Here is a 24,346-nt window from a genome sequence, read left to right on the forward strand (position 1 = left end):
GGATAATTGTGACCCTACTCACAATGCTCATCGGGTACAACCACCCGCAAAAATGTTGAGCATTATGCCCTGTTTGGCATCCGTCAACCGTGCTAATCTTGCGCATTATGCAAACCTTGGATGGCACTGACACCCGCCTGCTTTCGGCCATGGCGCGGGACCCCCGGCGGACCGTGGTTGCCCTCGCCCAGAAGCTCGGACTCTCGCGCAATACGGTGCAGGCCAGGATGGCCCAGCTGGAGAAGAAGCACGTGTTCCTCTCCTTCGAGCGGCGGATCAACCCGGTGTCCCTGGGATACCCGCTGATGGCTTTCATCTCCGTCCACGTCCAGCAGCAGAAGCTCGGACCCCTCGCCGTCGAGCTCGCCGGGATTCCGGAAATCCTGGAGGGCTACGGCCTGACGGGCTCGGCCGATCTGCTCCTGCGGGTGGTGGCGCTCGACGCCGAGGACCTGTTCCGGATCAACGGCAAGATACTGGCGTGCGACGGCGTGGACCGGACCGATACCGCACTGGCGATGGGCGAGCTGATCCCGTTCCGGATCCAGCCCCTGCTGGAGCGCGGATCCGCCGATAACTGATCCGCTTTTCATCTGTGCCGTGGGCGGCCGCGGCGCTAGGCTGTGTCCGTTGGGTCCCCCTGAGTCCTTGGGTCTGCGCACGCGGCCCAGTGCAACAGGCAGTGGCTTGTCTGGACTGCCGGAAAGGCTTGAACCGTGAGCAGTCCCGAGGAACCACACCGCCCGGTACCGCCGCAGCCCGGGCATGAGCCTGCAGCCGGCCACCCGGCGCCCGGCCAGCCGCCCGTTCCGTACTACGCCCCGCCGCCCGGGCCCCCCGCCGACGCCGCGGTGCCCAACTACGCGGCACCCAGCTACCCGCCACCCGCGACCGGCGCGGCTCCCAGCTACCCGCCACCCGGCGGCGGCGCACCTCCGTACTACGGCGGGCCGGGGCAGCCGCCGCCCTACTACGGCGGCGCCGCCCAGCCGCCCCCGAAAAAGAGCCGCAAGGCCCTGTGGATTGTCCTCGGGATCGTCGGCGGTGTGCTCCTGCTGGTGAGTGCCGGCGTCGTCGTCCTGCTCAACGTGGTGGGCGGAGCCACCAACCAGGCACGGGGCATCGCGGACGATTTCACGAAGCTGATCATCGCCGGCGAGGTCAGCACCGCCTACGAGAAGTACCTGGATCCGGCCCTCATGCGTAAGATTTCCCCGGAAGAGTTCGCCGCGGGCGTGCAGAGCCTGGAGCTTGACGGCAGCTGCAAACCGAACTTTTCAACCCTCAACGTCAGCTCCAACAACGGCTCCAACGCCGCCGACGTCGCCGGAACGATCGACTGCGACACGAAAAGCGTGGAACTGGCCTACCGCTTCGAGGGCCACGATGAACTGAAGATGGTGAACATTCGGCTGAGGCCCCAGCGCTGACCTCGGAAAACCCAGTCCAAGCTGGCGCCCATCCATGGGAGAAGCTCCCGTGCTGCTGCACGGGAGCTTCTCTGTTGGTGCGGCCTTTCTAGTGGTTGGTAGCCTTCTCGGCGCCCACCCCGGTCAGGGAACGGACCTCCATTTCGGCCTGCTTTGTGGCGTCTTCCTTCCGCTTGTCCAGGACGGTGCCCAGCCAGCCCAGGAAGAACGCGAGCGGGATGGAGACGATGCCCGGGTTGCTCAGCGGGAAGATGGCGAAGTTGGCGCCGGGGATCATCGACGTCTTGGCCCCGGAAACCACCGGGGAGAGCGCAATCAGGATGATGGCCGCGGACAATCCGCCGTACATGCTCCACAGGGCTCCCTGGGTGGTGAACCGGCGCCAGAACAGCGAGTAGAGGATGGTCGGAAGGTTGGCGGAGGCAGCCACGGCGAAGGCGAGCGCCACGAGGAACGCGACATTTTGTCCGTTGGCGAAGATGCCGCCGGCGATGGCCAGCAGCCCGATCACCACCACGGTGCGGCGGGCAACCTTGACCTCGGTGGCGGCGTCGGCTTTCCCCTTGGCGATGACGCTGGCGTAGATGTCGTGTGCGAAGGATGCCGCCGCGGTGATCGTCAGGCCGGCGACGACGGCCAGGATGGTCGCGAAGGCCACCGCCGAGATGAAGCCCAGGAGCAGCGGACCGCCGAGGTGGAAGGCGAGCAGCGGCGCGGCCGAGTTGACGCCGCCCGGGGCGGCCTTGATGGTGTCGGCACCCACCAGCGCAGCTGCGCCGTAGCCCAGGACCAGGGTGAACAGGTAGAAGATGCCGATGAGCCAGATGGACCACACCACGGACTTTCGGGCTTCCTTTGCGGTCGGAACCGTGTAGAAGCGCATCAGCACGTGCGGCAGGGCTGCGGTGCCGAGTACCAGGGCCAGGCCGAGGGACAGGAAGTCGACCTTGGAGGTCTCGGTCTTGCCGTACTGCAGTCCCGGGTTGAGCAGGTTCGGGTTGCCCGAGGTTTCCACCGCGCCGCCCAGCAGGTCCGAGAGGTTGAAGCCGTAGATCGCGAGGACCCAGAAGGTCATGACAGCGGCTCCGGCGATCAGGAGCATGGCCTTGATGATCTGCACCCAGGTGGTGCCCTTCATGCCGCCGATCAGGACGTACATGATCATCAGGGCGCCGACGACGATGATCACCAGGGCTTGTCCGCCCCAGTCGCTGATGCCCAGGAGCAGCGAGATGAGGCTGCCGGCACCGGCCATCTGGGCCAGCAGGTAGAAGAAGCAGACGGCCAGCGTGGAGATGGCCGCCGCGATGCGCACGGGGCGCTGCTTGAGCCGGAAGGAGAGGACATCGGCCATGGTGAACTTGCCGGTGTTGCGGAGCAGTTCGGCGACAAGCAGCAAGGCGACGAGCCAGGCGACGAGGAAGCCGATGGAGTACATGAAGCCGTCGTAGCCGTTGATGGCGATGGCTCCGGTGATGCCGAGGAAGGACGCTGCGGAGAGGTAGTCGCCGGCGATGGCGGTGCCGTTCTGCGGGCCTGTGAAGGAACGTCCGGCGGCGTAGTAGTCGGCTGCCGTCTTGTTGTTGCGGCTGGCCCTGATCACGATGACCATGGTGATCGCGACGAAGAGGGCGAAGATGCCCATGTTCAGCAGGGTGGTGTCCTTGAGATCCGCAACGTTTACTGCGGGAACCATGAGTGTCATTTTGCTGTCCCCCCAACCGGGTTGCCGTGCTTGTCGAATTCGTGCCCCTCGATTTCCTGGCGGATCTCGGAGGCAATGGGGTCCAGCTTGCGGTTCGAATAGCTGACGTACCAGCCGGTGATCGCGAACGTGGAGACGAACTGCAGCAGGCCAAGGATCAGGCCGACGTTGATGTTGCCCCAAACCTTGATCGACATGAATCCCACCGCGTAGTCGGCCAGCAGGACATAGGCGAAGTACCAGAGCAGAAAGGCAATGGACAGCGGGAAGACAAAGCTGCGGTGACGTGTGCGCAGTTCCTGGAACTGCTCCGTCGACTGGACTTCCTTGAAGTCCACGGCCGCCGCAGCGTCCGTTTCTTGGGCGTCGTGACCCATCGGTTCCTCCTCATTGAGACTGGTGAGTCCACACCGGCTGCCGTGGTCTGCGCGGGACGCGCCCTGCAACCCATCCTGCTGATGTGACTGCAATCACTGTGCACTGTGGCGCGGGTTACCTGCCACAGCCGGGGCGGCCTGCGTCGCTCAGCGGTCCCGACGCTGCGCCAAACGGCGCCCCCGGCCGCCGAAAGGAACCCCGGCGGTAGGCTGGCACCATGCCGGATTCTCCCCTGCTCACCGCCGCCGCCGTCGCGGTGATTGCCCTGGCGATCGCTGCCGTCGTCGCCGTGGGACTCAAGGTCCTCCGGTCCTTCCGCGATCTCGGCACCGATGCGGAGCGGGCCACCTACCAGACGCTGCATGCCGCATCCCGTGCCGGCCAGCACCTGAGGACCGGCCTAAACCCGGCCGGCGCGGCCAAGGCCAGCAAACAGCTGCGCAGCCTCCTGGGCTGTGACGCCCTGGCCATCACGGATACAACCGGCGTGCTCGCGTGGGACGGCGCCGGCGAGGAACTCAAACCTGCCCTGATGGGGCTCGCGTCTAAAGTGTTCGAAGGCGGCCACCTCGCCGTCATTCCGGCGGGCGAACTCCAGCTCCTGGCCGCCGGCGACGGCGGCGTGACGCTGGCGCCGGAGGTGGAGCGCGCCGTCGTGATCGCCCCGATCAAAACCGGCGCGCGTGTGGTGGGTGTGGTGGCCGCCTTCGCGCCGGCCGCCGGCGCCGGACTGGTCCGCGCCACCGGCGAGGTGGCTGACTGGGTGGCCACCCAGGTGGAACTCGCCGAGCTCGACGCCTCCCGCACCCTCCTGATGGAGGCGGAAGTCCGGGCCCTCCGCGCCCAGATCAGCCCGCACTTCATTTACAACTCGCTGAACGCGATCGCCTCCTTCATCAACACGGATCCGGTCCGGGCGCGCGAGCTCGTGGTGGAGTTCGCCGATTTCACCCGCTACTCCTTCCGCCGCCACGGCGACTTCACCACCCTGGCCGAGGAACTGCGCTGCATCGACCGCTACCTGCTCCTGGAACGGGCCCGCTTTGGCGACCGCGTGCAGGTCAGCCTGCGGATCGCTCCGGAGGTCCTGAGCACGGTGATTCCCTTCCTGAGCCTGCAGCCGCTGGTGGAAAACGCGGTCCGGCACGGCCTTGAGGCCAAGGAGGGCCCGGGGCACATCTCCATCACGGCGAACGACTCGGGGGCGTTCGCGGAGGTGACGATCGAGGACGACGGCGTGGGCATGGACCCGGACCAGCTCCGCTCCGTCCTTGCCGGGCACAGCGACGGCGACCACGTCGGATTGCGCAACGTCGACGCCCGCCTGCGGCAGGTCTACGGGGACGAGAACGGCCTCGTGATCGAGACGGCACCGGGCGAGGGCACCCTGATCACGATGCGCGTCCCCAAGTCCCAGCCCCGGCACGACGCCTGATTTCCGGTCGGTTCCCGGCGGTGTCGTGCCCGGCGGCAGTTGGCTGACGGGCTGAGCCGGCCACAATGGCCGCGGCAGTAGGCTAGTGGCATGATTAACGTCCTCGTCGCCGACGACGAGCTCCCCGCCGTTGAGGAACTGGCTTTCCTGCTCGGCAGGGATGACCGGATCGGCACCATCCACCGCGCTTCCTCGGGCGCCGAGGCCCTGCGGGCACTGGAGGCCGAAGAAGTCGATGTCATCTTCCTCGACATCCACATGCCGGCGCTGTCCGGGCTGGACATTGCCCGGGTCATCTCCCGCAGCGCCCACCCGCCCGCCGTGGTCTTCGTCACCGCGGACGAGGACTGCGCGCTGGAGGCCTTCGAGCTCGCGGCTGTGGACTACCTCCTCAAGCCCGTGCGCGCCGATCGGCTGGCGAAGTCGATCGGCCGGATCAGCGAGCTGCTCAAGGACGGCGCGCCGGCCCCGGAAATGATCACCGTGGACCTCGGCGGGACCACCAAGATGATCCGGCGCGAGGACGTGACGTACGTCCAGGCGCAGGGCGATTATGCACGGCTGCACACGGCGGAGGCCAGCTACCTCATCAGGGTTCCGCTGGCCGACCTAGAGCAGCAGTGGGCCGACGCCGGGTTCCTGCGCATCCACCGCTCGTACCTGACCGCCTTGGGCCACATCAGCCACATGAAGCTCGCCGCGGCGAGGCCCAGTGTCACCGTGGCCGGGGCCGAACTGCCCATCAGCCGCAGGCACCTCCCGGCGGTCCGGGAAAAGCTCGAAGCAAGCCGTATCCGGCCGCAGGCATGACGCGGGTCCGGGTCACGGCGCCGCGCAGCGTCACTTCGGGAAGTGTCACACCGGGAAGTGCCGCATCGGGCAGCGCCGCCCTGACCGGCGGGCGCTCTGCGGCGGCCTCACAGGAGGCGGCAGAGGAATCCGACGCCGGGCAGCTGTTCGTCCGCTCCCTCATCCGGTCCCAGCTCCGGCTGGGCCTCGTGGTGGCCCTGGGATTCCTGCTGATCATGCTCGCCTTCCCGCTTGTGCTGGGGCTGGTCCCGGGCCTTGCGCACTCCACCATTGCAGGCCTGCCATTCGACTGGGTCCTGCTGGGTGCCGGCATCTATCCGGTGATCGGTCTCAGTGCCTGGCTGTATGTGCGGACCGCGGCAAGGAACGAGGCCCGCTACCGGGACCTCGCTGGCGACAAGTGAGGGACTGGTGAGGGCCCAGGTGAACGGCCCGGCGGGCGGCCACGCACGGGGCCGGGTGAGCGGAACGTGAACCCCGTCGTCGGGGTGGCGGCGTTCGCCGCCGTCTCGCTTGCCACGGCAGTCATCGGTTTCTACGGGCTGCGGATCTCGCGCACCACGGGAGACTTCTACGTGGCGTCCCGGACGGTCAAGCCGTGGTGGAACGCCTCGGCGATCGGCGGGGAGTACCTCTCGGCCGCCAGCTTCCTGGGGGTCGCAGGGCTGATCCTACTCTCCGGCACCGACGCCCTGTGGTATCCGGTGGGGTACACGGCCGGCTACCTGATGCTGCTCCTGTTCGTCGCCGCTCCCCTGCGCCGGTCCGGGGCCTACACGATTCCGGACTTCACCGAGGCGCGCCTCGATTCGCGTGCCGTCCGCCGCGTCACAAGCCTGGTGGTGGTCCTGGTCGGCTGGCTCTACATCGTCCCGCAGCTGCACGGCGCTGCCCTGGCCATCCGGATCACCACCGGGCTGCCGGCGTGGGTGGGCCCGGTGGCGGTGGTCGGCGTCGTCTGCTTCACCGTGGTGGCGGGCGGAATGCGCTCCATCACGTTTGTCCAGGCGTTCCAGTACTGGCTCAAGCTCACCGCGCTGGCGGTGCCCATCGTGTTCATGCTGCTGGCGCTGGGCGGCGGGGACTCCGCCGCGGCGGAGTTGCCGCCGCCCAGTACGGCCAACCCCACGGCGCTGGCGCCCGCGGGCCCCTACCAGATCATTTCGCTGCTGGTGGCCCTGCTCTTTGGCACGCTCGGGCTGCCGCACGTGCTGGTCCGTTTCTACACCAACCCGGACGGGCAGTCCGCCCGCCGGACCACCCTGATTGTCCTGGGCCTGCTGTCCGTCTTCTACTTGTTTCCGACGGCGTACGGCATGCTCGGCCGAGCGTTCGCCCCCGACCTTGCCCGGAGCGGCCAGGCTGATGCCCTGGTTCTGCTGCTGCCCGGCCGGATGATTGGCGGGGTGGCCGGCGACTTGCTGACGGCGCTTGTGGTGGCCGGAGCGTTCGGGGCGTTCCTGTCGACGACGTCCGGCCTGGTGGTCTCGCTGGCCGGCGTGATCAGCCAGGACGTGTTCGGCGGCAGTGTCCGGGGCTTCCGGCTGGCAGCAGTGGTCTCGGCCATGGTCCCGCTGGGGATCGCCTCGATGACCGAATCGCAGGCACTGGCCGGCAGCGTGGGGCTTGTGTTTGCCTTTACCGCGTCCACGATCTGCCCGGTCCTGCTGCTGGGCATCTGGTGGCGGGGGCTGACGGACGCCGGGGCTATCGCGGGCATGGTGACCGGCGGCGTGCTCTGCGGCAGTGCGATGGTGGCCGGCTCGGTGCTGGGTGCTGCGCAGACGCCGTCGTGGCTGGCACAGCCCGCCGCCTGGACGGTGCCGGCCGCGTTCGCCGTCACGATCCTGGTGTCCCGGGCCACGCGGGGCCGGGTGCCGCGGACAATGACACGGCTGATGACCCGGCTGCACACCCCGGAACGGCCGCTCGCGACGGAACGGTGACCCTGCCGTGCTGACCCGGGCGGGGCTCCGGCAACGCTGACCCTGCGGTCGCGATCCGGGCGGGGCTCCGGCAACGCTGACCCTGCGGTCGCGATCCGGCGTCGGTGACCCGGCCGGGTGGTTGGCCGGTGGGGCTCCAGGCGTGGGTCCGCGCGGGGCGTGACTAGTCGATGGCCGCCATGAGCTCGACGGCGCGCTCCAGGAATGCGTCGACCTGGCTTTCCTCGTAACCCTCCCGGCCCACGGCGGGACGGAACACGGCGCGCCGGACGTTGTCCACGCTCAGCGGCTGGTCCTCCTCGAGGTAGCCGATCAGCTCGTGGCAGAGGTCGTCGACGTCGGTGGTGTTGTAGCTGCGGGCCTTTGGCTTGGACGGGCGCCGGAAGCGCTGGCCGTCCGGGCGGTGCAGGCGCCCGCGCAGGACGCCCGCGAGCCGGCCGATTTCGCGCAGCCAGGCATCCTCGCCGCGTTCGGCAACGAGCTCATCGCGCTCGCGCCGGGCGAGGGCGTCTTCGAGCCGGTCCAGCGCGGCGTCCACGCCGGCGGCGGCGTAGCCGCCCTTCACGGGATCGAAGGACACGGCGCGGACGTCCGAGCTCTTGATGGCGCGGGAGGCCGCGGACGGAGCTTCGAATGACACCCGTGCGCGCTGCAGGAAATCGTCGACCTGCCTGGCGTTGTAGCCATACTGGTTCCGCTGCACGCGGTCAAAAGACGCAGGAATCTGCCGTTGAATGTCCACTGTTACTTTGTTCCTTTGATGCCGTTCGGCTGGTTTGCTCGGCACCATTCTAGGCGCCGGAAGTGCTGGTCCGGTGCTTCTAGGCGGCTGTGAGGGCCGAGAACAGGATGAACGCCACCGGCGAGGCGAAGACAATCGAGTCCAACCGGTCCATGACGCCTCCGTGTCCGGGGAGGATGCTGCTCATGTCCTTGATGCCAAGCTCGCGCTTGACCATGGATTCGGCGAGGTCGCCGGCAGTGGCGGCCGCCACCATGCCCACGGCGAGCACGACGCCGAACCACCACGGTTCGCCCAGCACGAAGATCATGGCGAGCACGCCCACGACGACGGCCCCGGCGATCGAGCCGGCGAAGCCTTCCCAGGTCTTCTTGGGGCTGATCTTGGGGGCCATCGGATGCTTGCCCAGGGAGGCGCCCACGAGGTAGCCGAAGGTGTCGTTGGCTACCACCAGGAGCAGCAGGGTCGCGATTTCCCACGCACCCGCCGGAATCACCCCGTCAGGCCACAGGCCTACCGGCGTCTCGCCGTCGGCGGTGTGCAGCAGCAGCGCCGCAAAGCTGATCAGGAACGGCACCCAGGACAGGGTGAAGACCCCTGCGAAAATGCTCCGCGCCGAACCGGCGGCGCCCTCCAGGGTCCGCCACAACAGCACCGCCACGCTGCTGACAAGCATGGCGAAGAGCAGGCTTTCGAGGCCGCCGAAGTAGGCGGCGATTGGCATGGCGACCGTGCCGACCATCACCGGCACGATCGGCAGGCGGGTGCCTGCGGCCTCCAGCGCACGGAAGATCTCCCAGACGCCGAAGATCGCAAAGGTGGCGGTCACCAGGACGAAGCCCAGCGGGAGGAACAGCAGGCCGCCCAGGACGCATACCAGCATGCCAACGCCCACCACGGTGGCGGCGGGCAGGTTCCGGCCCGCTTTGGGCGTTGGGTTCTCGCGCTGCTTCCCCCGCCTCCGGGCGCGCGGCCCGGAGGCCTCCTGTGCCTGATTCATCAGACCTCGAGCAGCTCAGCTTCCTTGCGCTTGAGCAGCTCGTCGATCCCGTCCACGTGTGCCTTGGTCATGGCGTCGAGTTCCTTCTCACCGCGCGCGCCTTCGTCTTCGCCGGCGTCGCCGTCCTTGACGAGCTTGTCCAGCGTTTCCTTGGCTTTGCGGCGGATGTTGCGGATGGACACCTTCGCGTCCTCACCCTTGGACTTGACGATCTTGACGTATTCCTTGCGCCGTTCGGACGTCAGCTCGGGAATGGTGATCCGGATGACGTTGCCGTCGTTGGACGGGTTGGCGCCGACCTCCGAGTCGCTGAGGGCACGTTCGATGTCGCGCAGGGCCGTCTTGTCGTACGGGGTGACGAGGATGGTGCGGGCATCCGGGACCGCGAAGGAGGCCAGCTGCTGCAGCGGCGTCGGCGTGCCGTAGTACTCGACGATGACCTTGTTGTACAGGCCAGGAGTCGCGCGGCCGGTCCGGATCGAGGCGAAGTCTTCCTTGGCTACCTCAACTGCCTTGTCCATCTTGTCCCCGGCTTCGAGCAAGGTTTCTTCGATCACGGTCTCTCCTCAGAAATTGGTGCGTCCCGGGGGCCGGGGCGCGGCACGTCTTCTTTGTGCGCCTGCCGTATTCCGCCGGCGCTTTTGTCTTCCGCCTGGCGGCGGAAAGGTCCTGAAAACATCCTAGCCGTTGCTAGGGGGTGACGACGGTGCCCAGGTCTTCGCCCCGGATGGCGCGGGTGACGTTACCCTCGCCTTCCATGCCGAAGACCACCATTGTGAGGTTGTTGTCCTTGCACATGGTCATCGCGGTCTGGTCCATCACGCGGATGTCGCGGCGGAGGGCGTCGTCGTAGCTGAGGCGGTGCAGTTTCTCCGCCGTCGGGTCCTTCTTCGGGTCGGCGGTGTAGACGCCGTCGACGCCGCTCTTGGCCATCAGGACGACGTCGGCGTGGACCTCCATGGCACGCTGGGCGGCCACGGTGTCAGTGGAGAAGTACGGCAGGCCGGCGCCGGCGCCGAAGATGACAACCCGGCCCTTTTCCATGTGGCGGATGGCGCGGCGGGGGATGTAGGCCTCGGCAACCTGGCCCATGGTGATGGCGCTCTGCACGCGCGTTTCCACCCCGGCTTGCTCAAGGAAGTCCTGGAGCGCGAGGCAGTTCATGACGGTTCCGAGCATGCCCATATAGTCGGCGCGGGAGCGGTCCATGCCGCTCTGGGACAGTTCGGCGCCGCGGAAGAAGTTGCCTCCGCCGACGACGATTGCCACCTCCACATCGGGAACTGCGGCGGCGATCTGCTTGGCCACGCCGCGGACGGTATCCGGGTCGACGCCCAGTTTCCCACCGCCGAAGACCTCGCCGGAGAGCTTCAAGAGGACGCGGCGCCTGTTCTTCTTTGGCTGGGCTGAAGTGGTGACGGTTTCCATGGTGCCTTCCCGTTGGTGAACTCTGAGTTAGGTTATCGTGCTGGGCGCCCAAGGAGGCATTCCGGCCGTGACCGGAAACGGTGCCTCACGGGTGCATGCAAAAGGGGTGGCCACCGTGGTGACCACCCCCTTAGCGTGTCTGGCTAGTGCCTGACTGGTGTCTGGCCAGTCTGACTAGGAACCGACGCGGAAGCGCGTGAAGGCAGTTGCCTTGACGCCGGCTTCTTCGAGGACCTGTGCGACAGACTTCTTGGCATCCTTGGCGAATGCCTGGTCAACGAGGACCTCGCCCTTGTAGAAGCCGGTAACGCGGCCTTCGACAATCTTGGTCATCGCAGCTTCGGGCTTGCCCTCGGCCTTGGCCGTTTCCTCGGCGATGCGGCGCTCGGACTCGACGAGATCGGCCGGAACGTCCTCACGGGTGAGGTAGTTCGGAGCCATGGCGGCGACGTGAACGGCGACGTCGTGGGCTGCGGTGGCAGCCGCTTCGCCTTCGCCGTCAACAGCGAACAGCACGCCGACCTGGGCCGGGAGGTCCTTGGAGGTCTTGTGCAGGTAAGCGTCGACCGTGGCGCCCTCGATGCGGGAGATGCGGCGGACAACAACCTTCTCGCCCAGAACGGCGCCCTCTTCGATGACGACCTCGGACAGCGGCTTGCCGTCGACCTCGGTGGCGAGCAGGGTCTCAAGGTCGGCAGCGCCGGACTCAACGGCCACAGCCAGGACCTTGTCGGCCAGCTGGATGAACTTGTCAGCCTTCGCGACGAAGTCGGTCTCGCAGTTGACTTCGATCATCACGCCGACGCCGTTGGCGACCTTGGCGGCAACCAGGCCTTCGGCGGTGGAGCGGCCTTCGCGCTTGGTAGCGCCTTTCAGGCCCTTGATGCGGATGATTTCGATGGCCTTCTCGGCGTCACCGTTGGCTTCGTCAAGAGCCTTCTTGACATCCATCATGCCGGCGCCAGTGCGCTCGCGCAGAGCCTTGATATCAGCGGCAGTGTAGTTCGCCATGTGAACCCCTCTGTCTAGAAATTTATGTGGTGTACGGACCGACAGGACGGCTGCTCACCGAGTGAGCGGCCATCCTGTCGGTACCCCCTATGCAGCTGAGCGCATGTGGGGAGATCCAGATTTACTTGTCTGACTACTTGGCTTCGTCGGCGGCCGGTGCTTCTTCAGCAGCCGGTGCTTCTTCAGCAGCTTCGGCGGCCGGAGCAGCTTCGGCGGCCGGTGCTTCTTCAGCAGCCGGTGCAGCCTCAGCGGCCGGCGCTGCAGCAGCTTCAGCCTTGTTGCCTTCGAGGAGCTCGCGCTCCCACTCGGCCAGCGGCTCTTCCGGAGCTTCCGTGGTGCCGGTGGCGCGCTGGTTACGGGCGATGAGGCCCTCAGCAACGGCGTCGGCGACAACGCGGGTCAGCAGGTTGACGGAGCGGATGGCGTCGTCGTTACCCGGGATCGGGAAGTCGACTTCGTCGGGATCGCAGTTGGTGTCCAGGATGGCCACAACCGGGATGTTCAGCTTCTTGGCCTCGTCGACAGCAAGGTGTTCCTTCTTGGTGTCAACGATCCACAGCGCGGACGGCGCCTTGGTCAGGTTGCGGATACCACCGAGGTTGGTTTCCAGCTTGGTGAGTTCGCGGCGAAGGAGCAGCAGTTCCTTCTTGGTGTAAGCCGAACCGGCGACGTCGTCGAAGTCGATCTCTTCGAGTTCCTTCATGCGCTGGATGCGCTTGGAGACCGTCTGGAAGTTGGTCAGCATACCGCCGAGCCAACGCTGGTTGACGTACGGCTGGCCAACGCGGGTGGCCTGCTCGGCGATGGATTCCTGCGCCTGCTTCTTGGTGCCGACGAAGAGAACGGTGCCGCCGTGTGCAACGGTGGCCTTCACGAACTCGTAGGCACGGTCGATGTAGGACAGCGACTGCTGCAGGTCAATGATGTAGATACCGTTGCGCTCCGTGAAGATGAAGCGCTTCATCTTCGGGTTCCAACGGCGGGTCTGGTGTCCAAAGTGGACGCCGCTGTCAAGCAGCTGGCGCATAGTTACGACGGGCATGCCGACGCTCCTTCCGGCAGGTCATTCATGAGAGAGCCCATGGCCCTCTTACCCTGCCAATAGTTGACGGTTGTTTAGCATTCGCCCGGGGCGGGCGTTGCTCCTGGCATCCACCGCGCTTCCCATCCGCGCCATATGGACATGCCATGTGGAACGGACCGCAGGAGGCGCAGTCCTCCGCATCGGAAGTTTCAGGCTTCTTTTGAGGAGGGCTGGATACGCGTAGTCAGCTGCTGCTCCCCCGCACCCCTGAATGAGGCGTGCCGGCTTCGGCAATCACGAAGTATCGCGACTTACAAGCGTGAGGGCACAGCAAACTGCTCCACCAAGTGTACTACAGCGGCCCCGCCCAGACGGACGGTTTTGCCGCGGCAACGGCACGGGGTTCCGGGGCTTTGGCGGGGGCCGGCGGGCACCTTATCCACATAGCCATGGCGGGAGATTCCGCCCGGGGTGCCGCCTTGGCAGGCTAGGGCCATGAAGCTCCCACTTGGCCTGCGGGCATTGCTCTTGGCAGCACAGCTCCTGGCGGCATTGTTCCTGGCGGCATTGTTCCTGGCAACGTTCCTGGCGCCGCCCCCCATCACCGCCGACGCCGATATCGCTGCCGCTGCCCATGCCTCCACCTCCGACGCCACAGACGCCGTCCGCTCCGGCCCCACAGACGACGCCGCCGCCCGCTCCGGCCCCACAGACGCCGGCTACTCCGCCATTGCCGCCCGGGCTGCGAATTCCTCCGGTCGGGCCTCCCCGAGGGCGGGGCCGGTCCCTCCGTCTGCCTGGAGCTGGCCGCTGAGCCCGCGGCCGGCGGTGCTCCGCGCCTTCGATCCCCCGGCCAAGCCGTGGCTCAGCGGTCACCGCGGCGTCGACCTTGAGGCGCCCTTCGATGGCGTCCCGCTCAAGTCGCCCGCCGCCGGGACGGTGAGCTTTGTCGGGACGGTGGTGGACCGGCCGGTCATCACGATCGATCACGGCAACGGGCTGCGCAGCAGTTTCGAGCCGGTGGCGAGTTCACTGAGGGCGGGGTCCGCCGTGGCGGAGGGCGATGTCCTGGGGCAGGTACAGACCGGCCACTGCGGCCCGGCCCCGCCCTGCCTCCACTGGGGCGTCCGCCGCGGCGAAGACTACGTCAATCCGCTGGCATTCGTGATGGACCTTCGGCCTTCCGTTCTGCTCCCGCCCCTGAATCCGGGTCCGTGATGCAGCATTTGGCGCCGTCTTTGATGCGCTGCTCGTCCGTTGACGCCCGCGGGCAGCCGCGGCGGGCGTTTGGCTTTGAAGCGCGGATCGTCCGTTGACGCCCGCGGGCAGCCGCGGCGGGCGTTTGGCGCCCGTCAGACGATCGCTGATATGCCCGTGATCGCCCGGCCGGTGACGAGGGTGTTGATTTCGTGCGTGCCCTCGTAGGAGTAGATGGCTTCGGCGTCCGCAAAGACTTTGGCCATCTCGAAGTCCGTCACGATCCCGTTCCCGCCGAGGATGCTCCGGCCCAGGGCCACGCTTTCGCGCATCCGCGCGGTGGTGAACGCCTTGGCCAGGGCGGACTGCTCGTCCTTCGCCTCCCCCGCGTCCTCCAGCTGGGAAAGCCTCACCATCATGCCCATGGAGCTCACCGCATTGCCGAGGATCTGTACGAGCTGGTGCTGGATCAGCTGGAAAGAGGCAATCGGACGGCCGAACTGGCTGCGTTCCACGGCGTAGCGCCGGGCTACGTCGAAGGCCGCGAGCTGCTGGCCCACCGCTTGCCAGGCCACGGCCAGGCGGGTGACTTTCAGGACCTTGTTCGTGTCGCGGAAGCTGTTGGCGTTGGCGAGCTTGAAGAACTCCGGCACCACAACGTTGTCGAGCGTGATGTCAGCGTTCTGGACCGTGCGCAGCGAGATCTTGTTCTCAATTTTCACGGCACTGTATCCCTCGGCCTTGGTGTCCACGAGGAACCCTTTGACCTGGTTGTCGTCAACATCGCGGGCGTAGATGACCACCCAGTCGGAGAAAGTCGCGTTGCCGATCCAGCGCTTGGCTCCATTGAGGATCCAGTTATCGCCGTCGCGCCGTGCCGTGGTGCGCGTACCGCCGGCGACGTCGGAGCCGCCCAGGGGCTCGGTGAGGCCGAACGCGCCGATCTTCTTGAGCGAGTAGATCTCGGGAAGCCACGCATCCTGCTGCTCCTGGGAGGCAAGGGCTTCGATGGAGCCGGTGAAGAGCCCGTCGTGGACGCCCATGAACGTCGCGATTGACGTGTCGGCGCGGGTGGCTTCCGCGTGCAGGATGCCTGCGAAGAGATTCGAGTAGCCCTGCCTCCGGACGGGGCTGACCAGGTCGATTTCGGCGAGCTTCGGGATCAAGTCCATGGGGAACTCCCCGCGATTCCAGAAATCGACGGCGATCGGCCGGACTTCGCGGGTAAGGAATTCACGGACTTCGGCCAGCCTGTCCTGCTCCTTGGCGCTGAGCAACTGCTCGAACGCAAAGAAATCGCCATCGGCGTAGGGCAGGTTGTGGATGTCGATGGCAGCTTTGGACATGATGTTCCTTCACTCGATCAGCGGGGACCAAAGGGCGCGGGCTTCGCGCCGGCGATATGTTACTCATCAGTAACTTATCGCAGTGTCGGGACGCCTGCAAGTGCCGGCCCAATGAAAACCCGACAAACCCGACAAACCCGACAAAAAGGGAGCCGCGGCCGACGTCGGACGTCAGCCACGGCTCCCGTGGTTGCGGACCCCGGATGAGGAGGCTGCCGCAGAAATGAATGTAGGGCTACTCGGACTTGAACCGAGGACCTTAGGATTATGAGTCCCGCGCTCTAACCAGCTGAGCTATAGCCCCCTGCGCCCGGAGCCAGACCTGGCCCACGCGGGCCGGATTGGTTCCGGGCAAAAATACTCTAGCAATAGTAGACGCATCACACGTGCATGCCGTCACCGGCAGGCGGCCTGCTGCAACTGACTTGGATGCTGTTGGACTGGGCGCCCTGGAGCTTGAAGCGTTCGGAGTGGACGCCGTTCTGCCAGACGGCGCCCCTAGAGGACCAGGTCGTCGTAGCTCGCGCCCCGGTAGATGTCCTCAAACGTCTGCAGCGTGCGCGCGATACCGTGGCTTTCCACCATTTCGCGGCTGGTCTTGCCCATCGCATCAAGCTCGTGGTCGGGCAGCGAGAACACGCGCGTCAGCTTGGCGGCGAGGTCGTCGCTGTCGTTGGGGATAAAGAGATAGCCATTTTCCCCGTCCCGGACCAGGTGCGGCAGCGCCATGGCGTTGGCCAGCAGGACTGGCGTGGACGCCGACATCGCCTCCAGGGTCACGAGGGACTGAAGTTCTGCGGTGCCGGGCATGCAGAACACATCGGCCGTGATGTAGGCCTTGCGAAGCTCGGCGTCACTGGCCAGGCCGAGGAACCTGACCCTGTCCTTCAGTCCGAGCCGGGCGACCTGCGCCTCCAGGGCAGGGCGGACTTCTCCGCCGCCGACGATTTCGAGGTGGATGTCCAGTTCCTTAGGCGTCTTGGCGACGGCATCGATCAGGACGTCCACGTGCTTCTCCTCCGCCAGCCGGCCGGCGAAGAGGACTGTGGGGCTGGCGTGGCGTTCCGCCGTTTCGTCGGGATGCAGCTCGTAGGCTGCGGCGTCGATGCCGTTGGAAAGGGGCAGGACCTGGCGGAGGAAGGCGTGCTGGTGCATGGCTTTGGCGGCAAGCGGCGTGGGTGTGGTCACGACGTCGGCCTGGCCCATGACCTTGCCCATGTCCCGCCAGGAGATCCGGCCCACAATGTCTTTGAACCACTGCGGGAACGGCAGGAAAGGGTTCAGGTTTTCGGGCATGAAGTGGTTCGTCGCCACCACCCGGATGCCGCGCTTCACGGCCTCGTACAGGACGTGCTCGCCGATCATGTAGTGGCTCTGGATGTGCACCACGTCCGGCTGGATGCGGTCGAACAACAGCCCGATTTCCTTCTTGATCTCCCAGGGGAAGGTGACCCGGAAGTACTCGTGCGTGGGCACCGAGTGGGAGCGCAGGCGGTGGACGGTGGCCTCGTCGCTGAACTCGCTGTAGCTCGGGCCCTTGCCCGGGCGGCACGCCAGGACGTGGACATCGTGACCCCGGGCTGTCATCCCCTTGGCCAGGCGGTAACCGAACTGGGCGGCGCCGTTGACGTGGGGCGGGTACGTGTCAGCGGCAATCAGGATGGTCAGCGGGGGCTGGTTGTCGGACGTGGTCACGTGAAGAGCTCCTGGTGGTCGCTGTGCGGACAGCTGGATCAATGGCGGCCGGCTGGCAGTCGGCACAGGCGCGCCGGGCCTGCAGCCGAAGTCTGGACTGACGCCCTAGGACCTGCCCGCTGCCTTCCGCGCGTCCTTCTTGCGCTTGGTGACTTCCGGGTGGTGCCTGGAGAGGGCTATGACTCCCACGATAGCAAGCAATGCGGCCGTCCCCATGGCAATAGCCGTCACGGCTTGGACATCCGGACGCAGTTCTCCCAGAATCACGATGCCAATCGCGATGCCCACAATGGGGTCGATCACCGTCAATCCGGCGATCACGAGGTCCGGCGGTCCGCTGGAGTAGGCGTTTTGGACAAACCACGATCCCAGAACGCCTGCAGCAATGATTGCAACGACGCTGTACCACGGCACATTCAGCAGGAACTGTCCATTTGGATCGAGCAGATGCCTGCCGATGATGCGGGTCAGCACAGCCACGAAGCCGAACAGGACGCCGGCGCCGAGGATGTATACGAAGGCGCTCATGCGGTGCCTGAACAGGACCGCGAGCGTGCCAAAGGCCGCGACCGCAATGGCCAGGAGCAGCACGATTGTCAGCTCGTCCTCGCTGCTGACGTTGTGATTCTCCTGCGTGGCGGTGACGGCCAGCAGCACGAACAGCGCTGAGCCGGTCACGCAGAGCGAGATGGCCACGACAGTTGCACGGTTCATGCTCAGGCCCTGGTCCTTGGTGTTGACCACGGTGGTGATGACCAGTGCGATCGCGCCGATCGGCTGCACCACCGTCAAGGGCGCCATGACGAGGGCGATCGCGTTCATTCCCATCCCGGCGCACAGCAGAAGAAACCCGAATACCCAGCGCGGGTTACGCACGAGCCGCAGCAGGCCGTGGGTGCTCAGCGCCAGGCCGCCGGTATCGGCCTTGACCGCACTGCCCTGGCGCTGTGCCCCAAACGCCAGGCAGAAGGCGCCGAGGACCGCAAGCAAAACCGCAACCCAGACCATCAGCGGGAGCCGCCGTCGTGCGCCCGAAGCTGCCTGCCCTTGCCGATGATCGCCCAGACGTAGTTGTAGGCCGCGATCCAGTGCCCCACGAGCCCCAATCCCAGGAAGATCCACGCGACCGTGGCATAGACGTCCGCGGCGGGCACCGGAAGCTTGGAGAGCACCAGCAGCGGCGTGCCCACCAGCAGCAGGCCCGTCCGGATCTTTCCGATGCGGCTCACCGGCAGATCCGGGTGGCCGTGGAAATAGAACACTGACAGAGCCAGCAGGACCGCGTCCGGGACCAGCAGCGCGGCGAGATACCACCACTCGACGACGCCTGCGATCACGAGGGTCACGGCGACGGCGATCAGGGAAAGCCTGTCCGCAATCGGGTCCATGACCCGTCCGAGGTTGGACATCTGATTGAAGCGGCGGGCAATGTAGCCGTCCACCCAGTCGGTACTGGCCATGACCGCGAGCACGAGGGCACCGTAGCCGTACTTGTGCTCCGAGAGGACAAGCCAGATGAATAACGGAACGCCAAGGAAGCGCACCACGGTCAGGACATTGGGAACCGTGAAGACCGAGTCGCGGTGGACGAGGGGCTGCCCGGGGCGGGCGCCGGCGCCGATGAACTTCATCGATTCCCCCTTTCCGTGGACGGCAACGGTTTGGCGTTTAGGTTCAGGGATCTGTCTAGCCCTTTATCAGCCTGCGCACCAGGACCGCGAGAGCGGCTCCAGAGGCGGCGAGCACAGCCAGGGGCTTCCAGCGCCGCTTGATCGTGTCGGCCAGGCCCTGCCCGTCAGCGGATGTGGCCGAGCGCGCCGAGGACCGGGCTGAGGCGCGGAAGCCTGCGATCTTGTCGCTGAGCTGCTCCTTGCCGTCCTGGAGCCGGACCTGGGCGGCCGCCAGCAGGATTTGGGTCTGGGTCTTGACATCGAGTTCACGGCCGAGGTCGTCGCGGACGCCGGTAAGGTGCGTGCGCCGCAGGTCCAGCCGGCGTCGGAGTTCAGCCTCTGTGGGCGGCGGTCCGAAGTCGGGCTTGGCGGCAGCCTTTGCTTCCTTTTCCGCCGTCGCTTTGGCTGCGGCGGCTTCCTTGGCGGCCTTCGCTGCTTTGTACTGCTCGGTGCTCGGATCCAGGATCCTGGCGTCGAAGGCGGAGCCTTCCCTGGCGATGCCGAGATCGTATTTAAGCCCCCGGATCGTATCCTCGGGGACCAGCGGCATGAGCTTCTTGAACTTGTTCTGCCCGATGAGCGCCCCGATCGCGGCGATAATCAGGCAGACGGCAGAGACCAACAAGGCGGCGAGCCACGCGGGCATGATGGTGGCCAGTCCCATGATCGCTGCAATGAAGAGTCCGATCACCAGGAGTCCAACAAAGACAAGGGCGACGGCGAAGAAGGCACCGGCGACGCCGAGCTGGGTCCCCTTGCGTTTGATTTCGGCCTTGGCCAGGGCAATCTCGTCACTGAGTTGCCGGGGCGCCAGCTTGAAGATCATCTTCAGGGTTTGCGGCAGCGCGGAAATCCGCAACCCGCTGCCTGTGCCGCCGCTGTGACGTCCGCTCATCGGTCCCGCCTAACTGGTGCCATCCGTCGATCCGCTCGCGCGGGCTTGCCGGGTCTGGACAGCTTCGCACAGACCCCGGTGTCAAAACTATCATTTAGGCTCTTGGGAGGCCTTTTCGGGCAAGGTGTGGCGCGCCCGCCCAGCCACCGGCCGGCCACCCCGGCGGGCCCTAGGATGGACCTCTGTGAGCACACCCCACAATCCCGGTGATTCCCTGAGCCGCCGTCGTAAATTCCTCTACATCCTGACGCTCGGCGCTTTGACCGCCCTAGGGCCGTTCACGGTCGACCTCTACTTGCCCGCATTCCCGGCCCTGGAAGACAGCCTTGGCGTCTCCGCGGCCGCGGTGCAGCTGACGCTCACGGGGACGACCATAGGTTTCGCGCTGGGACAGCTGGTGGTGGGCCCGCTGAGCGACAAGTTCGGCCGGCGCCTGCCCCTGATCGTGGCGACGGCGGTCCACATCGCGGCATCCCTGGGCGCCGCGCAGTCCACGGACATCGCCACGCTGGGTTTCTTCCGTGTCCTCATGGGTGTCGGGGCTGCCGGAGGCGGTGTAGTGGCCATGGCCATGGTCCGTGACTTGTTCAGCGGCTACGCGATGGTGCGGATGTTCGCAAGGATGGCCCTGGTCAATGGGCTGGCCCCGATCCTCGCCCCGGTCATCGGCTCCCAGTTGCTGTTGCTGATGCCCTGGCCCGGCATCTTCTTGTTCCTGGCCGCCTACGGGACCTGCGTCATCATCGCGGCCCTCTTCGTGATCCGGGAGACCCTGCCGCCGGAACTGCGCGGCAAAACCGGGATGACCATGGGCCAGCGTTATAAGGTGCTGTTCTCCGACCGGATCTTCGTAGGCCTTCTGCTCGTGGGCGGGATGAACTTCGCGGGCCTCTTCACCTACCTCTCCGCCTCGCCGTTCCTGTTCCAGAACGTCTACGGGTTCACGCCCCAGCAGTACGGCCTGCTCTTTGGCATCAACTCGCTGGGCATCGTGGCAGGCGTGCAGACCAGCGCGCGGCTCATCAAGCGCGTCCCGCCGCAGTGGATCCTGGCTTGTTCCACGGCCTGGATGTTCGTCATGGCCGTCCTGATTGTCGTCTTCGACCAGCTGGGGTTCGGTCTGTGGGGCGTCCTGGTGCCGCTGTGGTTCTACATCCTGGGCGCCGGTTTCACCTTCCCCACCGTGCAGGTCCTGGCCCTGGCCAAACACGGGGCCCAGGCCGGAACCGCGGCTTCACTGCTCGGCGCGGCGACCTTCTTGATGGCTGGCCTGGTCTCGCCGGTGGTCGGCTGGCTCGGCGTCAGCTCCGCAACCCCGATGGGCGCCGTCCAGGCCGTCTGCATCCTTCTGGCGGCCGCTGCACTGTGGCTGGTTGTTCGGCCCAGCACGGTGCCACCGATTCAGTAGCCGGGCCCTCCCCCGGGGACATACCCATTTATCGCGTCCTCCCCGCGGGACATGCCCATTCTTCACGGCCTCCCCACGGGACATGCCCATTCTTCACAGCCTCCCCGCGGGACATGCCCATTCTTGGCTCCCGGGGCTGGACATATTGCCACTATGTCCATCCGCCAGGACCACCACTGGACATGTCCCCAGGGGCATCCCGCCAGCACTGAGCATGTCCCCCGGGCAGCCCCAGTACAGCGAACACCGTGGCCGCGCCCTGTGCCCATGGCCCCGCCCGTCCGCCCACGCAGCCCTGTCCGTTGCCTGCAGCCCCGCGCCCCCGTTGTGCCCTGTTCGACATCCGCGGCGGGCGATAAAGTTATTTCATGCCCGACAGGCAGGATCACCAGCCCCTTCCGGCCACTTGGCAGCGGTCCGACGCCGGAATCCTGCCCCTGTGGTGGGATCGCTTGTGCGCTCAGACTAGTCCTCAGTCGGCGGCCCTGTTCGCCGCCGGCCTGTTCACCGAAGACCGCCGCCGTCCGATTGCCCAGTGGTACAACCCCGCATATGACTCCGCCCTTCTCGTGGCACCGGAATCTTCCCCGGAGTGGCCGGTGCAACGGTTCGGCATCTTCTATGCGCCCCCGGGCGGCGGTTTCACCCAGGTGCACTCGGCGCCGCATGAATGGCACCCGCGGGAGCCTCGGAAGTCCCCCACGGAGCTGGAGGCCTTCCAGGCAGCGGTCGCCGAGGCCCAGCGCTTCCTCCAGGTGGAAATGTACTTCGTCTGAACCTCCACCTGAACCGCCCGCCACTGCGTTGCCCGGCAGAAAGCCCTGGCCATAGACGGAGCAACAAAGACGAAGAAATAAAAGAGGAAACAAAAAAGGTCCCGCAGCTGGTTTTCACCGGCCGCGGGACCTGTCCGCTCCTCCTGCTGGACTTGAACCAGCAACCCTTCGATTAACAGTCGAATGCTCTGCCAATTGAGCTAAGGAGGAATGAAGCAGGTACGACATTAGCAAAGGTTTTGCCGGTAGGGAAATCGGCCACGGGGCCAGCGCCTGCCAGTCGCGAGATACCCCCTCCGGGTATAAAAAAGTCCCCGTTCCGGAACCCGGAACGGGGACTGCGCGCTCCTCCTGCTGGACTTGAACCAGCAACCCTTCGATTAACAGTCGAATGCTCTGCCAATTGAGCTAAGGAGGAATGAAGCGGGTATAAGCCTAGCAAACACCAGCCCGGGAAACGAAATCGGCGGCTCAGGCGTCCGAGCGCAGGGACCGCCGCTGCATCTCAAGTTGCATGAGTTCGCGATTCAGCCGCTGGAATTCTTCCGGGTCGGCCGAGGCGTCCAGACGCTGCAGCTGGCCCATCTTCTCGGCCTTGATCCGGGTGATCTGGAGCTCGAACAAGCGGGCGAGGATGTCCTTGCAGTAGCGCAGGACGCCTTCGGGGGTGTTGGCCGGCAGGGGCACCACGGAGAGCTCGGACACGAGCGGGCGCAGGGGCTCGGGGACCTCCTGCAGCAACTGCTCGACCCAGCGCACCGGATCCCCCGAAAACTCGAGTCCGGTGGCCCGGATGGCCTCGTGGATGGCGAGGTAGGCGGGTGTGGAGAACCGCGCCTCCGAGAAGCGCTGCCACGTCTCGCCCTCGAGCATGCCGGGTTCCTGCAGCGCGACCTCGAGCGCCTGGCGCTCCATCGCGGCCACGGGGTCCCGGGGATCAGGGCGGTTGAAGGACGGGAGTACGGCCGACGGCGGCAAGGGGGCAACGCCGGGCGCGGTCCCGGCAAAGCCGCGGCCGGACCCCGCATAGCCCTGCCCGCCGCCCTGCCCGTGGCTCTGGGCCTGGCCGCCGCCCGGCGGAGCCGATGCAGCCTGTGCGGCGCGCTTGGTCGCCGCGCCGACGGCCCTGCTGACCTCCTCGACCGGCATCCCCAGCCAGCCGGCGAGCTCCCGGGCATAGGCCGGCCGGATTCCGGCGTCGCGGATCTGCGCCACCACGGGCGCGGATTCACGCAGGGCCGCGATCCGGCCCTCGACCGTGTCCAGATTGTGCCGCTTCAGGGTGGCCCGGATGGCGAACTCAAACAGCGGGCGCCGGCTACCGATCAGATCCCGGACGGCGGAGTCGCCCTTGGACTGGCGCAGTTCGCAGGGGTCCGCGCCGTTGGGTTCGACCGCCACGAAGGTTTGTGCGACAAACCGCTGGTCCTCTTCGAAGGCGCGCAGGGCGGCCTTCTGCCCGGCGGCGTCGCCGTCGAATGTAAAGATGACCTCTCCACCGCTGCCGTCGTCGGAGAGCAGCCGGCGGGCGATCTTGATGTGCTCGGTGCCGAAGGCGGTCCCGCACGTGGCTACCGCCGTCGGAATGCCGGCCAGGTGGCAGGCCATGACGTCGGTGTAGCCTTCCACCACCACGAGCTGGCGGTCTTTGGCGATGTTGCGCTTGGCGAGGTCGATTCCGTAGAGGACTTGGGACTTCTTGTAAAGCGCGGTTTCGGGGGTGTTCAGGTACTTTGGTCCCTGATCGTCCTCGTAGAGCTTGCGGGCACCGAAGCCGATGGTGTCGCCGGCGATGTCCCGGATGGGCCAGATCAGCCGGCCGCGGAAACGGTCATAGATCCCCCGGCCGCCTTCAGAGAACATGCCGGTCAGCTTGAGTTCCGGGTCCGTGTAGCCGCGGCCGCGGAGGTGTTTGAGGAGCGAGTCCCAGCCCTGCGGCGCGTAGCCCACACCGAACTGTTCGGCCGCCGCGCGGTCGAAGCCGCGCCCGTAGAGGAAGTTGCGGCCCTCTGCGGCGCCGGGGGTGAGCAGCTGGGCGCGGAAGAACTCGTCGGCCACCTTGTGCGCGTCCAGCAGCCGCTGGCGCCGGCCGATGTCCTCCCGGTTGGGCCCGGAGCCGCCGTCCTCGTAGTGGAGCTCGAAGCCGATCCGGTGGGCCAGCTTCTCGACGGCCTCGTGGAAGGAGATGTGGTCCAGCTTTTGGACGAAGGAGATGACGTCGCCGTCCTCGCCGCAGCCAAAGCAGTGGTATCGGCCAACCTGGGGCCGAACGGTGAAGGAGGGTGAACGCTCGTCGTGGAAGGGGCACAGACCCTTGTAGGACCCGAGCCCGGCTCCCTTGAGCGTCACGTAGCCATCGATGACTTCCTTGATGTCGGTGCGTTGGCGTACTTCATCGATGTCTTCGCGTTTGATCAGGCCGGCCACATTGCCATCCTAGTCCCCGGGTA

23 protein-coding genes and 3 tRNA genes are annotated in these 24,346 nt (G+C 66.4%); 9 read left to right on the forward strand and 17 right to left on the reverse strand.

Annotated features, from left to right (window positions below; translation table 11 throughout):
• The first annotated feature begins 107 nt into the window (after positions 1–107).
• A complete protein-coding gene (locus ARTB_RS09930; RefSeq protein WP_026266622.1) occupies positions 108–581 on the forward strand; it encodes an Lrp/AsnC family transcriptional regulator in 474 nt (157 codons plus the stop codon).
• A gap of 135 nt (positions 582–716) precedes the next feature.
• A complete protein-coding gene (locus ARTB_RS09935) occupies positions 717–1,430 on the forward strand; it encodes a hypothetical protein (RefSeq protein ID WP_243179623.1) in 714 nt (237 codons plus the stop codon).
• A gap of 88 nt (positions 1,431–1,518) precedes the next feature.
• Here the strand turns inward: ARTB_RS09935 and ARTB_RS09940 are convergent, their stop codons facing one another.
• Together ARTB_RS09940 and ARTB_RS09945 are read right to left on the reverse strand one after the other, a co-directional pair.
• Complete coding sequence (locus ARTB_RS09940) at positions 1,519–3,135, reverse strand: solute symporter family protein (protein ID WP_026266623.1); 1,617 nt, start codon at positions 3,133–3,135, stop codon at positions 1,519–1,521.
• Positions 3,132–3,512 (reverse strand): DUF485 domain-containing protein, encoded by a 381-nt coding sequence (locus tag ARTB_RS09945; RefSeq protein WP_026538258.1) that lies wholly within the window; start codon positions 3,510–3,512, stop codon positions 3,132–3,134. Before ARTB_RS09945 ends, ARTB_RS09940 begins: the two co-directional genes overlap by 4 nt.
• Positions 3,513–3,730: 218 nt before the next feature.
• Here ARTB_RS09945 and ARTB_RS09950 point away from each other — a divergent pair, with 218 nt between their 5' ends.
• The 4 genes from ARTB_RS09950 to ARTB_RS09965 all read left to right on the forward strand — a co-directional run bounded on the left by ARTB_RS09950 (position 3,731) and on the right by ARTB_RS09965 (position 7,704).
• Positions 3,731–4,948, forward strand: coding sequence for a sensor histidine kinase (locus ARTB_RS09950; protein ID WP_243179624.1), 1,218 nt, complete (start codon positions 3,731–3,733; stop codon positions 4,946–4,948).
• Positions 4,949–5,038: 90 nt separating this feature from the next.
• Positions 5,039–5,758: a LytR/AlgR family response regulator transcription factor gene (locus ARTB_RS09955; RefSeq protein WP_243179625.1), complete on the forward strand. Its 720-nt coding sequence runs from the start codon at positions 5,039–5,041 to the stop codon at positions 5,756–5,758.
• On the forward strand, positions 5,755–6,162 hold the full coding sequence (locus tag ARTB_RS09960; protein ID WP_243179626.1) for a hypothetical protein: 408 nt from the start codon (positions 5,755–5,757) through the stop codon (positions 6,160–6,162). The genes ARTB_RS09955 and ARTB_RS09960 overlap by 4 nt, the downstream gene beginning before the upstream one ends.
• 66 nt (positions 6,163–6,228) lie before the next feature.
• Positions 6,229–7,704 carry a sodium/solute symporter gene (locus ARTB_RS09965; protein ID WP_243179627.1) on the forward strand — a complete coding sequence of 492 codons (1,476 nt, stop codon included), beginning with the start codon at positions 6,229–6,231 and terminating at the stop codon, positions 7,702–7,704.
• Positions 7,705–7,867: 163 nt separating this feature from the next.
• Here the strand turns inward: ARTB_RS09965 and ARTB_RS09970 are convergent, their stop codons facing one another.
• From ARTB_RS09970 to rpsB, 6 genes are all read right to left on the reverse strand, one after another.
• Complete coding sequence (locus tag ARTB_RS09970) at positions 7,868–8,494, reverse strand: DivIVA domain-containing protein (protein ID WP_243179628.1); 627 nt, start codon at positions 8,492–8,494, stop codon at positions 7,868–7,870.
• A 31-nt stretch (positions 8,495–8,525) separates the two neighbouring features.
• Complete coding sequence (locus tag ARTB_RS09975) at positions 8,526–9,446, reverse strand: phosphatidate cytidylyltransferase (RefSeq protein ID WP_079551459.1); 921 nt, start codon at positions 9,444–9,446, stop codon at positions 8,526–8,528.
• Positions 9,446–10,003, reverse strand: a complete 558-nt coding sequence (frr, locus tag ARTB_RS09980; protein ID WP_018774548.1) for a ribosome recycling factor — start codon at positions 10,001–10,003, stop codon at positions 9,446–9,448. The genes ARTB_RS09975 and frr overlap by 1 nt, the downstream gene beginning before the upstream one ends.
• Before the next feature lie 133 nt (positions 10,004–10,136).
• The gene (gene pyrH / locus ARTB_RS09985; protein ID WP_018774549.1) at positions 10,137–10,874 is read right to left on the reverse strand and encodes a UMP kinase; all 738 of its coding nucleotides are present in this window, start codon (positions 10,872–10,874) and stop codon (positions 10,137–10,139) included.
• Positions 10,875–11,048: 174 nt separating this feature from the next.
• Positions 11,049–11,885: a translation elongation factor Ts gene (gene tsf, locus ARTB_RS09990; protein WP_028275233.1), complete on the reverse strand. Its 837-nt coding sequence runs from the start codon at positions 11,883–11,885 to the stop codon at positions 11,049–11,051.
• Positions 11,886–12,018: 133 nt separating this feature from the next.
• Positions 12,019–12,927 (reverse strand): 30S ribosomal protein S2, encoded by a 909-nt coding sequence (rpsB, locus tag ARTB_RS09995; RefSeq protein ID WP_243179629.1) that lies wholly within the window; start codon positions 12,925–12,927, stop codon positions 12,019–12,021.
• Positions 12,928–13,404: 477 nt separating this feature from the next.
• On the opposite strand from rpsB, the gene ARTB_RS10000 reads away from it, so the two are divergent.
• Positions 13,405–14,127 (forward strand): M23 family metallopeptidase, encoded by a 723-nt coding sequence (locus tag ARTB_RS10000; RefSeq protein WP_243179630.1) that lies wholly within the window; start codon positions 13,405–13,407, stop codon positions 14,125–14,127.
• 134 nt (positions 14,128–14,261) lie between these two features.
• Here the strand turns inward: ARTB_RS10000 and ARTB_RS10005 are convergent, their stop codons facing one another.
• The 6 genes from ARTB_RS10005 to ARTB_RS10030 all read right to left on the reverse strand — a co-directional run bounded on the left by ARTB_RS10005 (position 14,262) and on the right by ARTB_RS10030 (position 19,712).
• Entirely contained in the window at positions 14,262–15,452 is a 1,191-nt protein-coding gene (locus ARTB_RS10005) for an acyl-CoA dehydrogenase family protein (protein ID WP_243179631.1), read from the reverse strand.
• A 230-nt stretch (positions 15,453–15,682) separates the two neighbouring features.
• Positions 15,683–15,756, reverse strand: a tRNA-Ile gene (locus tag ARTB_RS10010).
• A 194-nt stretch (positions 15,757–15,950) separates the two neighbouring features.
• Positions 15,951–17,147 carry a glycosyltransferase gene (locus ARTB_RS10015; RefSeq protein WP_028278277.1) on the reverse strand — a complete coding sequence of 399 codons (1,197 nt, stop codon included), beginning with the start codon at positions 17,145–17,147 and terminating at the stop codon, positions 15,951–15,953.
• Positions 17,148–17,252: 105 nt separating this feature from the next.
• The gene (locus tag ARTB_RS10020) at positions 17,253–18,155 is read right to left on the reverse strand and encodes a DMT family transporter (protein ID WP_028278278.1); all 903 of its coding nucleotides are present in this window, start codon (positions 18,153–18,155) and stop codon (positions 17,253–17,255) included.
• On the reverse strand, positions 18,155–18,778 hold the full coding sequence (locus tag ARTB_RS10025) for a CDP-alcohol phosphatidyltransferase family protein (protein WP_243179632.1): 624 nt from the start codon (positions 18,776–18,778) through the stop codon (positions 18,155–18,157). The genes ARTB_RS10020 and ARTB_RS10025 overlap by 1 nt, the downstream gene beginning before the upstream one ends.
• A gap of 55 nt (positions 18,779–18,833) precedes the next feature.
• On the reverse strand, positions 18,834–19,712 hold the full coding sequence (locus tag ARTB_RS10030) for a phage holin family protein (RefSeq protein WP_243179633.1): 879 nt from the start codon (positions 19,710–19,712) through the stop codon (positions 18,834–18,836).
• A gap of 184 nt (positions 19,713–19,896) precedes the next feature.
• Between ARTB_RS10030 and ARTB_RS10035 the strand changes: the two genes are divergently transcribed.
• Together ARTB_RS10035 and ARTB_RS10040 are read left to right on the forward strand one after the other, a co-directional pair.
• Positions 19,897–21,120 (forward strand): multidrug effflux MFS transporter, encoded by a 1,224-nt coding sequence (locus ARTB_RS10035; RefSeq protein ID WP_243179634.1) that lies wholly within the window; start codon positions 19,897–19,899, stop codon positions 21,118–21,120.
• Positions 21,121–21,488: 368 nt separating this feature from the next.
• Positions 21,489–21,896 (forward strand): hypothetical protein, encoded by a 408-nt coding sequence (locus tag ARTB_RS10040; RefSeq protein WP_028278282.1) that lies wholly within the window; start codon positions 21,489–21,491, stop codon positions 21,894–21,896.
• Between the two features lie 137 nt (positions 21,897–22,033).
• Here ARTB_RS10040 and ARTB_RS10045 read toward each other — a convergent pair.
• The 3 genes from ARTB_RS10045 to dnaG form a co-directional block, all read right to left on the reverse strand.
• Positions 22,034–22,106: transfer RNA gene (locus ARTB_RS10045), tRNA-Asn, on the reverse strand.
• 135 nt (positions 22,107–22,241) lie between these two features.
• A tRNA-Asn gene (locus tag ARTB_RS10050) sits at positions 22,242–22,314 on the reverse strand.
• 53 nt (positions 22,315–22,367) lie between these two features.
• Positions 22,368–24,323, reverse strand: coding sequence for a DNA primase (gene dnaG, locus ARTB_RS10055; protein WP_243179635.1), 1,956 nt, complete (start codon positions 24,321–24,323; stop codon positions 22,368–22,370).
• Positions 24,324–24,346: the final 23 nt, after the last annotated feature.

It is taken from the genome of Arthrobacter humicola (assembly GCF_022803015.1).
Taxonomy (GTDB): Bacteria; Actinomycetota; Actinomycetes; order Actinomycetales; family Micrococcaceae; genus Arthrobacter; species Arthrobacter humicola_A.